General features: G+C 62.7%; 13 protein-coding genes. 5 read left to right on the top strand and 8 right to left on the bottom strand.

From position 1 onward, the window contains the following. Positions 1-30 precede the first annotated feature (30 nt). The 3 genes from LCU97_RS13685 to LCU97_RS13675 all read right to left on the bottom strand — a co-directional run bounded on the left by LCU97_RS13685 (position 31) and on the right by LCU97_RS13675 (position 3,553). Positions 31-372 carry a carboxymuconolactone decarboxylase family protein gene (locus tag LCU97_RS13685; RefSeq protein ID WP_003206631.1) on the bottom strand — a complete coding sequence of 114 codons (342 nt, stop codon included), beginning with the start codon at positions 370-372 and terminating at the stop codon, positions 31-33. A gap of 101 nt (positions 373-473) precedes the next feature. Next, positions 474-2,879: a penicillin acylase family protein gene (locus LCU97_RS13680; protein ID WP_232776805.1), complete on the bottom strand. Its 2,406-nt coding sequence runs from the start codon at positions 2,877-2,879 to the stop codon at positions 474-476. Between the two features lie 86 nt (positions 2,880-2,965). After that, on the bottom strand, positions 2,966-3,553 hold the full coding sequence (locus tag LCU97_RS13675; RefSeq protein WP_232776804.1) for a DUF6436 domain-containing protein: 588 nt from the start codon (positions 3,551-3,553) through the stop codon (positions 2,966-2,968). 107 nt (positions 3,554-3,660) lie between these two features. Between LCU97_RS13675 and LCU97_RS13670 the strand changes: the two genes are divergently transcribed. Next, positions 3,661-4,608 carry a phospholipase BipL gene (locus LCU97_RS13670; RefSeq protein ID WP_232776803.1) on the top strand — a complete coding sequence of 316 codons (948 nt, stop codon included), beginning with the start codon at positions 3,661-3,663 and terminating at the stop codon, positions 4,606-4,608. A 39-nt stretch (positions 4,609-4,647) separates the two neighbouring features. Here LCU97_RS13670 and LCU97_RS13665 read toward each other — a convergent pair whose 3' ends face one another. Then, positions 4,648-5,391, bottom strand: coding sequence for a DUF2059 domain-containing protein (locus LCU97_RS13665; RefSeq protein ID WP_053148326.1), 744 nt, complete (start codon positions 5,389-5,391; stop codon positions 4,648-4,650). Between the two features lie 140 nt (positions 5,392-5,531). Here LCU97_RS13665 and LCU97_RS13660 point away from each other — a divergent pair, with 140 nt between their 5' ends. After that, positions 5,532-6,161: a 2OG-Fe(II) oxygenase gene (locus LCU97_RS13660; protein WP_232776800.1), complete on the top strand. Its 630-nt coding sequence runs from the start codon at positions 5,532-5,534 to the stop codon at positions 6,159-6,161. Between the two features lie 2 nt (positions 6,162-6,163). After that, positions 6,164-6,655, top strand: coding sequence for a DUF523 domain-containing protein (locus LCU97_RS13655; RefSeq protein ID WP_232776798.1), 492 nt, complete (start codon positions 6,164-6,166; stop codon positions 6,653-6,655). 44 nt (positions 6,656-6,699) lie between these two features. Here LCU97_RS13655 and LCU97_RS13650 read toward each other — a convergent pair whose 3' ends face one another. After that, the gene (locus LCU97_RS13650; RefSeq protein ID WP_053148320.1) at positions 6,700-8,073 is read right to left on the bottom strand and encodes a GTPase/DUF3482 domain-containing protein; all 1,374 of its coding nucleotides are present in this window, start codon (positions 8,071-8,073) and stop codon (positions 6,700-6,702) included. Beyond that, positions 8,066-9,433, bottom strand: a complete 1,368-nt coding sequence (locus tag LCU97_RS13645; RefSeq protein WP_232776974.1) for a DUF2868 domain-containing protein — start codon at positions 9,431-9,433, stop codon at positions 8,066-8,068. The genes LCU97_RS13650 and LCU97_RS13645 overlap by 8 nt, the downstream gene beginning before the upstream one ends. 96 nt (positions 9,434-9,529) lie before the next feature. On the opposite strand from LCU97_RS13645, the gene LCU97_RS13640 reads away from it, so the two are divergent. After that, positions 9,530-10,042, top strand: coding sequence for a dihydrofolate reductase (locus LCU97_RS13640; RefSeq protein WP_232776796.1), 513 nt, complete (start codon positions 9,530-9,532; stop codon positions 10,040-10,042). Between the two features lie 106 nt (positions 10,043-10,148). On the opposite strand, the gene LCU97_RS13635 is transcribed toward LCU97_RS13640, so the two are convergent. Further along, positions 10,149-11,540: an L-cystine transporter gene (locus LCU97_RS13635; RefSeq protein ID WP_232776794.1), complete on the bottom strand. Its 1,392-nt coding sequence runs from the start codon at positions 11,538-11,540 to the stop codon at positions 10,149-10,151. A gap of 244 nt (positions 11,541-11,784) precedes the next feature. On the opposite strand from LCU97_RS13635, the gene LCU97_RS13630 reads away from it, so the two are divergent. Further along, entirely contained in the window at positions 11,785-12,840 is a 1,056-nt protein-coding gene (locus tag LCU97_RS13630; RefSeq protein WP_053148313.1) for an HAD family hydrolase, read from the top strand. A 98-nt stretch (positions 12,841-12,938) separates the two neighbouring features. Here LCU97_RS13630 and ilvD read toward each other — a convergent pair whose 3' ends face one another. Then, complete coding sequence (gene ilvD / locus LCU97_RS13625) at positions 12,939-14,780, bottom strand: dihydroxy-acid dehydratase (protein ID WP_053148311.1); 1,842 nt, start codon at positions 14,778-14,780, stop codon at positions 12,939-12,941. Positions 14,781-15,018 lie beyond the last annotated feature (238 nt).

Raw genomic sequence — 15,018 nt, 5'->3', positions numbered from 1 at the left:
CTGCTCGCGATAGCAAGGGAATCGCCCGTTTCATTTCTTCAACGCGTCATGAGCCTCGAGGGCCCGCAACGAATAGATGTACGCCGCGCCAGCGTTCAGCGAAACCGCAGTGGCCAGGGTGGCGGCGATTTCCTCGCGGGTAGCACCGGCCTTGATGGCCGCGTCGGTGTGTACACCGATGCAGCCATCACAGCGGGTCGTGATCGCCACGGCGATGGAAATCAATTCGCGGGTCTTGGCGTCGAGCACGTCGTTTTCGGCGGCAGCTTCATCCAGGGCCATGTAGGCCTTGACCATTTTCGGGTTGCTTTTGCCCAGCGCGCCGAAGGCGCTTTTGATCGTGGGCAGCAGTTCGGACCAGTTGTTGAACATCGCGTTGACTCCTGTAGTTGGGGGCAGGGCATCGAGCCCTTGTAGTCTTGACCATCCATGGCGATCAAGCCGTTTTCATGACGAAATGCACGGCACCCGACTCATGGCGTCCTGGCCGGCAGTAGCTTCAAGGTTTCGCGGGTGTTTGCCGTCACTTCTTCCTCGGCCAGGTGCGCCTGGTGATACACGCCTTCGATGTACGCCTCGGCCTGATCCTCGTAATGCTTATCGAACGGCACACCACTCTGGCCGACAGGGTTGATGGTGACGCTGTGGCTGGGGTCGGCGAAGTCGATAATGCGCCGGGTTGACGGGCCATAGGTCACCGGCCACGGGGCGGGGCCGATTTTCGCCGAGAGGTTGTTGGGCACCTCATGGGTGCCCGGCGCGGCAAAGGGGCCGACATTGAAAATCCGGTCCAGCGGTTTTTGCATGCCCAGTGGATGGCCGTGGGTCAGGGTGTGGGCCTTGCCCCACTGCCATTGCATGGGATCGTCACCGAGGGTCGCCTTCAGGTGCGCCAGGCTTCTGGTCCAGGCGATTTTAACGATGTCGGTGCGGGTCTCCGTGCCCAGTGTCGAGCGGTCGTCCCACCAGGGTGAATCCTGGGAAGCCGCCAGGCGTGGAAGGGCGGCATCGATCACCCGGGTCGACAGCGCGGTGTCGAAGAACCCGTCCCCCAGTTCATCGTGCAGGGCGGCGTCGGCCAGGTTGAACAGGAACTGGTTGAACAGTGTGGCGCTGACGGAGTCCACCGGATAATCACCCTGCCATTGAGCCAGTTGTTCGACGAATTTGCGTTCCCGCGGGTCGCTGGCCACCTCTCGCAATACCGGCAGCAGCGGCGCGAGCAGCCGAGGTCCGTAGGCGGTGGTGGTGCCCAATTGCAGTTTGCGCGTGGTCTCGATGTCCCACTTTGCCTGCTTGTCGCCCAGCTGCTGGTTGAGTTGCTGACCGCGGTCGGCGAGGTTGTAATACCCGGGGATTTCCATGCCGCTGACTGTCACTGGTTGGAAATTCGCCGAGACAATGTAGCCCCGGTCCGGGTTCTCTTCCTGCGGGTTGCTGCTGAACGGGTAGAAACCCTCTTTGTCCGCCTCGGGGCTGCTGCCATCGAGAATGAAGCCAGGCTTTACGCCAGCCGGTCGCTTGGGCAGTTGCGCCGCGGCCCACCAGCCGATGTCGCCCTTGGCATTGGCCCACACGACGTTCAGCCCGGGCGCGTGGATCTTGGCTGAGGCGCCACGGGCCTTGGCGAGGGTATCGGCGCGATTGAGCTGGTAAAACGCCTCGAGGATCGGATTGCGGCTTTCCAGCAAACCCCACCACATGGCGACCGGGGTCTTGCCGGCATGCGCACCAAGGGCGTCGTTGACGATCGGGCCATGGGGCGACTGGCGCAGCACTAGCGTCACCGGTGCCTGGCCTTTGACCGCGATCTGCTGTTCGCTGCGGGTCATGTCCACCCATTGGCCGTGATACCAGACCTGCTCGGGATTGTCCGGGTTGACCTTCTCGGCGATCAGGTCCAGATCGTCGTTCTGGAACATGGTGACGCTCCAGCCGAAATCCTTGTTCATGCCCAGCGTTGCAAAGGGCATCAGCGCTTGGTAATGCCCATAGAGCTCGAAACCTGGCGCCGACAGGTGCGCCTCGTACCACACCGAGGGCGCCGAAAAGCGGATATGCGGGTCGCCCGCCAGCAACGGCTTGCCGCCATGAGTGCGGCTACCGGATACCGCCCAGGCATTGCTGCCTTCGAACTGCGGCAGGCCATTATCGGCGAAGGCCTGCTCGCTCAGGTGCGCCAGGGCGTTGAGGTCTTTCCAGTCTTTTGCGGTCAACGGCAGGTCGCTCTTGCGTGCCTCGGTCAGCCCCCCTTGGGGCTGCCATTCAAGGTCGAAGATGTTCAGGTATTCGGGGCCCAGTTGATCGCGCACGTAGGTCAACAGCGGTTCGGTACGAAAGGCCGCGGCAAAACTGTAGGCCATGTAGCCGGTGATGCTCACGGTGTCTTCAGCCGTGAAGGGACGCTTGGGAATACCCAATACATCGAATTCCAACGGCCGGGTGTGGCTGTCCTGGTAGAGGTTGATACCATCCAGGTAAGCCTGCATTGCCAGCCACGCCGGGGCTTGCCGATCCTGTTCGGCCACGTAAGTCGCGGCGCGCTCGCGAATGCGCAGGCTGCGCATCAGCTTGTCGGTATCGAGCAGTTTCGGCCCCAGCACCTCGGCCAGTTCGCCACGGGCGAGCCGGCGCATGATCTCCATCTGGAACAGCCGGTCCTGGGCATGGACGTAGCCAAGGGCGCGGTACATATCGGTTTCGTTCCCGGCACGGATATGCGGCACGCCCCGCTCGTCGTAGCGCACCGTGACCGTGCCGTGCAACCCTGCCAGTTGCACGGTGCCCTGGCGGGTCGGTTGCTTGCTGTAGAGGTAGCCGCCCGCGACGATGATGGCGGTGACGACGAGCGAGAGAAGTGCGATGAGGCTGCGTTTCATGAAGCTTCCTTTGCCGATGACGCGCTGTTTTCTTCCTGTTTAACATGCCGCTGCCTGTCGGTGCATCGTTCGTCGCAAGGGATTGTCTAGGGTTTGGCGGAAGTGTCCTCTCCCCACGGGCAATAACAACCCACTGCCAGCGTATGGGTAGCGCTGACCGCTCGGCCGACGCTCAACGCCTCGAGAATGGGCTCGATAAAGCTGTTGTTCGAGTTGCAGGTCAGCCCTTCACTGTAGGGGCCGAAGTACGCCAGTTGGCCGCTGCGATCCCAGATTGCCACGGCCGGGCTGGCGGGAATCCGGTCTGAACCGGGGAGCGCAGCGAGGGGCTTGAGGCGGTTCAGGGTGGTGGGCAACTGACCTTGGCTGCCGGTCTTTTGCACCGCATAGAACTCGACACCTTGCGGTACGTATTTATCGACCAGTTCGGAAAGATGCTGCTGGTTGCCGACGTTGCACGGACATGCCAGATCCCAGAAATGCACCAGGCGGATCGCGCCCGGGCCGGCCAATTCCGCGGGCAGGCGCAAGGGATCGCCGGAGAAGACCGCTGTATGTTGGCTGAACGCGCGCAGGAAACGACCCTGGAACCAGTCATAGGCCACCCATAAAACGGCGGCGCACCCGAGGACGAGCAGGCTGGCAAATAGGGTCGTGCGGTGGGACGGGCGCATGGAGTCGATCCTCTGGGGGCGGGTAGCTTGCCATGGCTGGCGCGACAGATGAATATCGCAGGCTGACAAAGTCCGTTTTGCGCGATGCGCGCTGCCTGGAAATATTGATGCCTGCCACTTTCGACCCCGATCACCTGCGTACCAGCCTGCCATCCCTGGCCCAGTGGCAGCCGCTGTCCGAGCAGGCGCAGGCCTACCAGCATTTTTATGGATTGGATTTTCCCCAGCGCAGCGTGCGCAAGGGGCTGGGGCGCTTTGAAGTCGACGGGTATGAGTTGGTCGGGCAAGTCTGGTGGCCGGAAAAAGCCGTGGCGACGGTATTTGTATTTCATGGCTACTACGATCATATGGGACTGTACCGGCACTTGATCGAGTGGGCCCTGGAACAGAAATTCGCGGTCATCGCATGCGACTTGCCGGGGCACGGGCTGTCGAGCGGCGAACGCGCCAGTATCGGCGATTTCGCCGAATACCAGGCTACGTTGCAGGGGCTGTTGGCCGAGGCCGTGACGCTAGGGCTGCCGCACCCCTGGCACCTGTGTGGGCAAAGTACAGGCGGGGCGATTGTGGTCGATCATGTGCTCAACCACGGCGCCCAGAGCCCGGCCCAGGGGCAGGTCATTTTGCTGTCACCCCTGGTGCGGCCACGGGCATGGGGTTGGTCGCGCCTGAGTTACTACCTGCTCAAGCCTTTCGTGAACGGTATTGCCCGGCGCTTCAGCGAGAACTCCACCGACCCCGGTTTCCTGCCGTTCCTGCAGGCCGACCCGTTGCAACCGCTGCGTTTGCCCACCGCGTGGGTGGGAGCGCTGGCGCAATGGATCAAGCGTATCGAAGCCGCTCCCAGTAGCCCGCGCCGGCCGTTGATCGTGCAGGGGCAGGCGGACATGACGGTGGATTGGAAGCACAACCTGCAAGTGCTGCGTAGCAAATTCGATCGACCCCAGGTGTTGATGCTACCCGAGGGCCGGCATCACCTGGCGAACGAAGCGCTGGCGATGCGTCAGGAAATGTTTGGGTTCTTGAGCAAGCGGATGAGTCGGCTCCGGGATTGACCTGAACATGGCTATCGCGAGCAGGCGCCAAAGATCGACCTACTGCCCCAGATTCTGTCCCACCGCCAAACCCGCCCGAATCGCCGCCAGCGCCGCTTGATAATAAGCCTGGCCCTCGGCCGATTCGGCGAAAGTGGCGAACTCTTCCAGTTCCGTATCCGTCAGGTCGCGGTAGACGTAGAGCAGGGTATTGTTCAGGTCGGCGCCGATCTGTTCCATCAGCCGCTGACGCTGGCCGTTCAGCATGCTCTGGGTCTGGCCAGCGCCCAACAGGCCGGGGATCATCGAACTCAGGCTGTCGGCCGCCACGCCGGCAATCGCCAGGCTGACTTCGGCGCCGGCCTCACGGGCGGGCAGTGCCTGCGCCAGGTGGCCGATGATCAGCAGGCGGTTGTCGCTGGCCTGCATCTTGGGCAGGCCTCTGGCATTCTTGGCCAGTTGATCGCGACGTGTGGCCAGCAACTCGGCGGCCACCACCTTGCGACCCAGTGGCGACTGGAAGAAATCCAGGGCCGGCCCCGGGTTGCCGAGATGTTTGCGCAGTTGTGCCTCGGCCCTCTGATCCATGGCCTGTGGGGCAAAACGTTGATTGCTGTTGTTCACCAGCGCCTGGAAGACCGCCGGCGGCAGGCTGTTCTGATAACGCTGTTGCGCGGCGCTCAAGGCATCGTTGAAATGCGCGCGCTGTTCCGGCCAGCCGGCGACCTTGTACAACTGGTCGTAGCTGTCTGCCCAGGCAGGCAAGACGCAGAACATCAACAGTGAGAAAAGCAAACGGCGCATAGGGACTCCTGTCAGCAGCCGACTATTCTCCGTGGGGTGTGGGGTCTTGTCGAGAATTCGTATCAAGTTCGTACGACAGTGCCACCCGCAGCGCCAAACCCGCTGCGTGGCGCTGTTGGTTTTACCGGCACAGGCATACTATGCGCGCCATGCAAATACCTTCTGATCACCCGCTGCTGTTACGTATCGTGGACGACCTCGCCGAGCGCGGCTGGTCGCAGCAGGACCTTTTTCTGCCGGACGATTTGACCCGTGCCCTGGCGGCCGAATGTCGCCAACGCGCCGCCGAGGGCGAACTGGCCCCGGCCGCTGTCGGACGCGGACCGTTCTCGGAAATCCGTGAGGGCATTCGGGGCGATCGTATCCAGTGGATCGAACCCGGTCAGGCGCAGGCCTGCGACCGTTACCTGGGCCTGATGGACAGCCTGCGCGAGGCGATGAACCGGGGGCTGTTCCTGGGCCTGGAAGATTTCGAAAGCCATTTCGCCCTGTACCCACCGGGCGCGTTCTACCTCAAGCATGTCGATCGCTTTCGCGACGACGATCGGCGCATGGTGTCGGCGGTGTTGTACCTCAACGACGATTGGCTGCCGGACCAGGGCGGTCAACTGCGCATGTACCTGGACGGCGCCGAACATGACGTACTGCCCAGGGGTGGTTGCCTGGTGGTGTTCCTGTCGGGCGATATCCCCCATGAAGTGCTGCCCGCCACCCGCAACCGCTTGTCCTTGACCGGCTGGTTCCGGCGCCGTGGCAACGAGTTGTTCTGAGCATGGAAAGGATCCTGGTCAGTCACTGCCTGCTCGGCCATCGTGTGCGCTATGACGGTGGTGCCAGCGGGCCGTTCGATGTGCTGCAGCAATGGCTGGACGAAGGCCGGGTCGTGCCGCTGTGCCCGGAAGTCGCAGGTGGCTTGCCCACGCCTCGGGCACCGGCGGAGATTGCCGGTGGGCAGGGCGTACGTGTGCTCGACGGCGAGGTTGCGGTGGTCACCGCCGATGGCGAAGACGTCAGCGCTCAGTTTTTATCCGGTGCCCGTCAGGCGCTGGATCAGGTCCGTGAACACGGCATCCGGATCGCCGTGCTCAAGGCCAACAGCCCGTCGTGCGGTAACCTGCTGACCTATGACGGGACGTTCAGCGGTGTGAAAGTCCGTGGCGAAGGCGTGACCGCTGCGTTGCTCAAGCGCCATGGCGTGCAGGTGTTCAGCGAGTTGCAATTGCCGGAAGCCGCGGCGGCGCTGCAAGCCTTGATCAACGAATAACTCCGATCGAACCGGCTTCCTTGGCCGTTTCTCCTGGACTGATATCAAAGCTGCCCGGCCAATTGCTCAATCTGCTCCTGCCGCTCAGCCTGGCTCAAGCGTGGCTGTGGGTTGAGCGATGACCACTGCGGATAAGCTCGAGCCTTGGTGAGGGCTTCGGGAAGCTTGCCTTCGCGCCAGCTTTTGTCCTGGGGCGTGGCGATGCGGATGCTCTCCATCGCCGCATGGCCGCGCTGATTGAGGGCTTGCAGCAGTTGTCGCTGGCGCAGGGCCAACAGGCGCAGCACGCTGTCGTCCACGGTCAATTCTCGTTGCCCCTTGAGCTTGCCCAGCAGCCGGTTGCCGTAGCCGCGGGCGGTTTGCACGGCGCCGCCGGCGATGGCGCCTGCCAGCGCGGCGGCACCCAGGGTCAGGCCACCCACCAGCAAATCTACGCCGGCACCGGCCGCGGCGCCCGCCGCGATCCCGCCGCCGACGCGCACCCCCAGTTGTTTGAGGGTTTCGGGATTGAACAGGTCGTCACCCCAGCGACCATCCAGCAGCGGCAGATCGCTCGCCGCCGCGTCCTGGGCGCGGAAAGCGAACAGCTTGAGCAAGGCTTCGACGCAACGCTGTTCGCGCTGACGGACTGCGCTACGCAACTCGCTGATGGCCTGGCGTTCCAGTTCGGGATCGCTGGCGACACTGCGGCGGCAGGCGGCGCAGTCAATCAGTAATTCAGCGATCAGCCGCGCCGCGCTCTGCTGGCGGGCCTGGCGTTGGGCCTGTTGATCGGCGACCAGCCGCTCCAGTTGCCCACGAGCGCCTTCGAGCAACAGCGCGAGGCTCTCATACAGGCGGCGCTCGCCATCCTCCGGCGGGACCACGCTGTCAAAGCGCACCAGCGCATGCAGCCCCAGCCGCGCCAAGGCTTCGCGCCAGGCCTGTTCGCGATGGTTGGCGCTGCTGACAAAATTCAGCACCGGCAGTAGCGGCTTGCCACAACTGGCGAGTACCTCCAATTCGTCGCGATACTTGGCCAGCACCGGTTCCCGGGCATCGATGACATACAGTCCGGCATCGCTGGCAAGCAGTTGCCGCAATACCTTGGCCTCTTGCTCGAAACGCTGCCGGGCTTCGCTGCCCTCGAGGAAGCGAGCCAGGCGCGCCGGGCCGTCGAGGCGTTCGCCGGGACGCTCCAGGCGCTCCAGGTAATCGAGCAGGGCGATGGCGTCCTCCAGGCCCGGCGTGTCGTACAGCTCCAACAGCGCTTCGCCGTCCACCGACAGGCGCGCACCTTCGACGTGGCGGGTGGTGCTCGGCCGGTGGGAGACTTCGCCAAAGCCGACGTCACGGGTCAGTGTGCGCAACAGGGAGGTCTTGCCAACATTGGTATGACCGACCACGGCCAACTTGAGCGGTTTAATCGGATCAGTCATGGCCGCTCTCCAACCAGTTCAAGGGCGCGCAATCGGCGAAGGGCAGTTGCAACTGTCGCAGCGCCGTGTGCCAATCCCCCAGACGCTCGGCGTCCAACGCTTCGCCGGCCGGTGCCTGCAACAGCCAGACGCGGGTGGTGCTGGCGCTGCGGGCCAGCTCGGCGATCAACGCCAGGCTGCCGCGGTCCGGCGAGCGCCGAGGGTCGCAGGCAATCGCCAGTCGCGCGGGTGGAAAGCGCGACAATTGTTCCAGGAGCTTGTTGCGGGACTCGCGGCTGTCGAGGATACCGGCGTTCTTCACTGTGTCCGGTAGTTTCGGAGGCCAGGGTCGATCGTCCAGCTCGATGGCCACCAACAGCGCGCCGTCGCTTTGCGCCGCACCGGCTGCCGGCTCGATCCGATGCAACTGCGCGGGTGCGGCGTCGTTGATGCCCAGTCGTTCGCTGCTGGGCATCAGGTGCTCGCGCAATTGAGCGTAGCCCGGCAGGTTCAAGTCCAGACACAGCCGCGCCCGGCCACGTCGCCAACGCCACAGGCAGAGCAACGCCAGGCACAGGCGCGGCAACACCCCGTAGACCAGCAGCACGCCGACCAGCCAAGCGGCCCAGGCCTGGCGTGCGGTCTCCAGATTGAGGGCACCGTCGCCGCTGGCGCGGATCATGTCTATGGTCGGCACACTGAACCCCAACAGAGCCGGCAAGGCGCCGAGGGATCGAGTCAGGGCGACGAAGGTTTCGCCGCCGAGAATGGTAGTTTCCCAGACAAAGCCATAGCGCCGGGTCGCCATCAGCATCAAGACGATGACCAGCGCGCTGAGCATCGCCAGCGACCACAAGCCGTTGACCAGCGCGCCGAGGGCCCAGCGATTGAGCTTGTGCCGTTGCAGCAACACCAGCAACGCCGGCGCCAGTTGCGCGGCCTTGGCATCCCGGGCCAGTTTCTCACTGAGCCACAGCCACAGGCGCCCCAGCGTCGCGCCTTGCTCACCGACGAATAGCAGGCCCAGAGCCCAGCCGATGAGCAGGATCAGGTTCAGTCCCAGCAGAGTGCCCAAGGCCCAGAACACATTGACGGGTGTCTGTCCGTCACCCAGCGCGGCGAATCCCAGGCCGGCACCGCTGGCAATGGCAAGCACCGTCAATACCAGCACGGCCAGGCGCGCCCCTTGCAACCAATGGCACAGGGCTTGGGTCAGACCGTCGCGCTCGGCCAAGCGTAGGGCTCGGTGGCGGATGCGGCTGGATAAATCGCCGCCCGCCGCACGGGCCAGGCGGTTGGCTTCCTGGTCTTGCAGCGGGCCGGCATGCTCTTCACGCAGGCGTATCGTCTCGGTCAGCCAGAGGCTTTGCAATTCAGTCAGGGTTCCAGTCACGGGCGCTTCCGTCGCAAATGAACGTTGAGGATAACCGCTGCGGCGCCTGTCGGGGTACGTCGGGGCTCTGGTATCCTCGCCGTCATGAAAAAATCTCTCCCTCTCAGCCTGATCGCAGCCCTCGGTGAAAACCGCGTGATCGGCATCGACAACAGCATGCCCTGGCACCTGCCCGGGGATTTCAAATACTTCAAGGCCACCACCTTGGGCAAGCCCATCATCATGGGGCGCAAGACCTGGGACTCCCTGGGCCGACCGCTGCCTGGGCGCCTGAACATCGTGGTCAGCCGCCAGCCTGGCCTGCAGCTGGAGGGCGCGGAAGTCTTCTCCACCCTGGAAGCTGCCGTGGCGCGGGCCGAGTCCTGGGCGTTGGAGCAGGACGTTGATGAGTTGATGCTGATTGGCGGTGCCCAACTCTACACCCAGGCGCTGGAACAGGCCGATCGGCTGTACCTGACCCGTGTGGCGCTGAGTCCGGATGGGGATGCGTGGTTCCCGGAGTTCGATCAGAGCCAGTGGAAACTGGTCTCGAACCAGCCGAATCCGGCGGAAGGGGATAAGCCGGCCTACAGCTTTGAGGTGTGGGAAAAGCTTTAAACCATGTGGGAGCAAAGCTTGCTCGCGATTCAGGTCGATGCGGTGCTTCAGTCGAACCGCGCCATCGTTCTTCGCGAGCAAGCTTTGCTCCCACAGTGATTAGCTATCAGGCATGCACCAACTCAGCATGCTCCTCGGCATCCAGCACAGCCTTGTCAGTCTGCTGCATCACCTGGCTGGTAATGGCGCCGGCGGTGATCGAGCCGCTGACGTTCAACGCCGTGCGGCCCATGTCGATCAACGGTTCGACGGAAATCAGCAACGCCACCAGCGAGACCGGCAAGCCCATGGCCGGCAGCACGATCAGCGCCGCGAACGTCGCGCCGCCACCGACACCCGCCACCCCGGCCGAACTCAAGGTCACTATTGCCACCAGCGTCGCGATCCACAGCGGATCCAGTGGGTTGATACCCACCGTCGGCGCAACCATCACCGCCAGCATGGCCGGATAGAGACCGGCGCAACCGTTCTGGCCGATGGTGGCGCCGAACGAAGCGGAGAAGCTGGCGATGGCGCGCGGGATACCGAGGCGGCTGGTCTGGGCCTCGATGCTCAGCGGGATGGTCGCGGCGCTGGAGCGGCTGGTGAAGGCAAAGGTCAGCACCGGCCAGATCTTGCGGAAGAAACGCAGCGGGTTGATCCCGGCGGCGGAGACCAGCAGGCCGTGGACCAAGAACATCAGGCCCAGCCCCAGGTACGACACCACGACAAAGCTGCCGAGCTTGATGATGTCCTGCAGGTTGGAGCCGGCCACCACCTTGGTCATCAATGCCAGCACGCCGTAGGGGGTCAGCTTCATCACCAGCCGGACCAGGCGTGTCACCCAGCTTTGCAGGGTGTCGATGGCGTTGATCACTTTCTGACCTTTCTGCGCGTCATCCTTGAGCAACTGCAACGCGGCGACGCCCAGGAAGGCTGCAAAAATCACCACGCTGATGATCGAGGTCGGCTTGGCCCGGGCCAGGTCGGCAAACGGGTTCTGCGGGACGAACGAGAGCAGCAACTGCGGGATGTTCAGGTCGGCGACCTTGCCGGCATAGTCGCTCTGGATGACTTGCAGGCGCGCCAGCTCCTGGGTCCCAGCCACCAGGCCTTCGGCGGTGAGACCGAACAGGTTGGTCAAGCCGATGCCGATCAGGGCGGCGATGGCCGTGGTGAACAGCAGCGTGCCGATGGTCAGGAAACTGATCTTGCCCAGGGACGAGGCGTTATGCAGGCGGGCCACGGCGCTGAGGATCGAGGCGAAGACCAGCGGGATCACGATCATCTGCAGCAATTGCACATAACCATTGCCCACCAGGTCGAACCAGCCGATGGACGCCTTGAGCACCGGGTTGCCGGCGCCGTAAATCGTGTGCAGGGCGATGCCGAAGACCACGCCCAGGATCAGTGCCAGCAGCACTTTTTTTGCCAGACTCCAAGTGCCATGGCGCGTTTGCGCCAGACCGAACAGCAAGGCGAGGAACACCAGCAGATTGAGGATCAGCGGCAGATTCATCAAGTAGAACTCCGATAAGACTGTGCCGGTCGCTTGAAGCTGCGACCGCGAACCGGGGAGCCTAACAGGCTGATTACTAAAGAATTAAGACTAAAAAAGCATGTTTAATGTCGTTTATGGAATAAGAGCTTGGCGTTCATAGCTATGTCGCTGGCGTAATCAAGACGCAAGCGGTCGCGGGCAGGCGGGGTTTGTCACAGGCATTTGTTAGCGTCGTGTTCTCTGAACCCTGGGAGAAATGCCGATGAAGCTCGTACCTCGTTTTCTCGCTGTCGCCGTGGGTCTTGGCCTTGCCAGCCAAGTGCTTGCCACTGAACTCAAGCATTGGCCGGCGGAGCAGGCCAAGGCGCTGGAGGCGATGATCGCAGCCAACGCCAATAAGGGTCATTACGCGGTGTTCGACATGGACAACACCAGCTACCGCTATGACCTTGAAGAGTCATTGCTGCCGTTCATGGAAAACAAGGGCCTCATCAGCCGTGAAACCCTGGACCCGTCCCTGAAGTTGATGCCGTTCAAGGACACGGCCGACCACAAGGAAAGTCTGTTCAGCTACTACTACCGCTTGTGCGAAGTGGACGACATGGTCTGCTATCCGTGGGTCGCCCAGGTGTTTTCCGGCTTCACCCTCAAGGAACTCAAGGGCTACGTTGACGAGCTGATGGCCTCCGGCAAACCGGTGCCGACCACGTATTACGATGGCGACAAGGTGGTCAATTACAACGTCAACCCACCCAAAGTCTTCACCGGCCAGGTCGAGCTCTACAACAAGCTGATGGAAAATGGCATCGAGGTCTATGTCATGACCGCGGCGTCGGAAGAGCTGGTGCGCATGGTTGCTTCCGATCCCAAATATGGCTACAACCTCAAGCCGCAGAACGTCATCGGCGTGACCACGCTGCTCAAGGACCGCAAGACCGGCGAGCTGACCACCGCCCGTAAGCAGATCACCGCCGGCAAGTATGACGAGAAAGCCAACCTCGGTCTGGAATACACCCCTTATCTGTGGACCCCGGCGACCTGGATGGCCGGCAAGCACGCGGCAATCCTGACCTACATCGACGAATGGAAGAAACCGGTACTGGTGGCCGGTGATACGCCCAGCAGCGACGGCTACATGCTGTTCCACGATGTTGATGTGGCCAAGGGTGGGATCCATTTGTGGGTCAACCGCAAGGACAAGTACATGGCCCAGATCAACGGCATGATGGCCAAGCACGCTGCTGCCCAGGCCAAGGAAGGATTACCGGTCACGGCGGACAAGAACTGGGTGATCGTGAAGCCGGAGGATATTCAGTAATCCCAGCTCCAGATCCGCTCCCACAGTGAATCGTCCCGGCATATCTGATAACAAAATGCCCCGCACTTGGCGGGGCACTTTTGTTTCGCTATGAACGTTTACAGCCCGTCCAGCATCGCCTTGTTGCGTACCGCACCCTTGTCGGCGCTGGTGGCGAGCAGGGCATAGGCCTTGAGCGCAGTGGTCACCTTGCGCGGGCGTACTTCCGCGGGCTTCCAGCCTTTCTTGTCCTGTTCCGCACGGCGTTCGGCCAGTTCCTCGTCGCTGATCAACAGGTTGATCGAGCGGTTCGGAATGTCGATCAGGATCTTGTCACCGTCGCGCACCAGGCCGATGGCGCCACCTGCGGCGGCTTCCGGCGAAGCGTGGCCGATGGACAGGCCCGAGGTGCCGCCGGAGAAACGGCCGTCGGTCAGCAGGGCGCAGGCTTTGCCCAGCCCCTTGGATTTCAGGTAGGACGTTGGGTAGAGCATTTCCTGCATGCCCGGGCCGCCTTTCGGACCTTCGTAGCGAATGATCACGATATCGCCGGCCTTGACTTCATCGGCGAGGATGCCGCGTACGGCGCTGTCCTGGCTTTCGAAGATCTTGGCGTTGCCTTCGAACACGTGGATCGACTCGTCGACGCCAGCGGTTTTCACCACGCAGCCATCCAGAGCGATGTTGCCGTACAGCACGGCCAGGCCACCTTCTTTGGAGTACGCGTGCTCGACGCTGCGGATGCAGCCGTTTTCACGGTCGTCGTCCAGGGTTTCCCAGCGAGTCGACTGGCTGAATGCCGTTTGCGTCGGAATGCCCGCCGGGCCGGCCTTGAAGAAGTGGTGAACGGCTTCGTCGTTGGTCTGGGTGATGTCCCATTTGGCGATGGCATCGGCCATGGTCTTGCTGTGCACCGTCGGCAGGTCGGTGTGCAACAGGCCGCCACGGGCCAAGGAGCCGAGGATGCTGATGATGCCGCCGGCTCGGTGCACGTCTTCCATGTGGTACTTCTGGATGTTCGGCGCGACCTTGCACAGTTGCGGCACGTTGCGGGACAGGCGATCGATGTCACGCAGGTCGAAATCGACCTCGGCTTCCTGGGCTGCCGCCAGCAAATGCAGGATGGTGTTGGTGGAGCCGCCCATGGCGATGTCCAGGGTCATGGCGTTTTCGAATGCTTTGAAGCTGGCGATGTTGCGCGGCAGTACCGACTCGTCGTTCTCACCGTAGTAACGCTTGCATAGCTCGACGATGGTACGGCCGGCCTCCAGGAACAGCTGTTCGCGATCGCTGTGGGTGGCGAGGGTCGAACCGTTGCCCGGCAGGGCCAGGCCCAGGGCTTCGGTCAGGCAGTTCATGGAGTTGGCGGTGAACATGCCGGAGCACGAACCGCAAGTCGGGCAAGCGCTGCGCTCGTACTCGGCGACTTTCTCGTCGGAGGCGCTGGAGTCGGCGGCGATCACCATGGCGTCTACCAGGTCCAGGCCATGGCTGGCCAACTTGGTCTTGCCGGCTTCCATCGGGCCGCCGGAAACGAAGATCACCGGGATATTCAGGCGCAGGGCGGCCATGAGCATGCCGGGGGTGATCTTGTCGCAGTTGGAGATGCACACGATGGCGTCGGCGCAGTGGGCGTTGACCATGTATTCGACGGAGTCGGCGATGATCTCGCGGCTCGGCAGCGAATAGAGCATGCCGTCATGGCCCATGGCGATGCCGTCGTCCACCGCGATGGTGTTGAATTCCTTGGCGACGCCACCGGCGCGTTCGATTTCGCGGGCGACCAGTTGGCCCAGGTCCTTGAGGTGAACGTGGCCGGGTACGAACTGGGTAAAGGAGTTGGCAACGGCGATGATCGGCTTCTTGAAGTCGTCATCCTTCATCCCCGTGGCGCGCCACAAAGCGCGGGCGCCGGCCATATTGCGGCCATGGGTGGATGTTTTCGAGCGGTATTCGGGCATGGAACACTCCGGGCGGCTAATCAGGTACAAATCAGGTATCAATGGGAAGTGAGCTTCTGTTGATGTCTGGAGCACTCGAGAGTGGCTGTGTGTCCAGAAGCGACCGATGACTTTGCAGGATCACTGCGCGCCTCAGCATGAGCTCATAAACCCGCCGGGGATGAATGGCGATGAATGCCCTGATTCTACACCGCTGGCGTCAGGATGAAATGACGCAAATCGCTGAACGGCTGCCAAT

It is taken from the genome of Pseudomonas uvaldensis (assembly GCF_021271205.1).
GTDB classification, from domain to species: domain Bacteria; phylum Pseudomonadota; class Gammaproteobacteria; order Pseudomonadales; family Pseudomonadaceae; genus Aquipseudomonas; species Aquipseudomonas uvaldensis.
The sequence above is the reverse complement of the archived record's forward strand: the minus strand, read 5'-3'. Positions and strand labels throughout refer to the sequence as shown.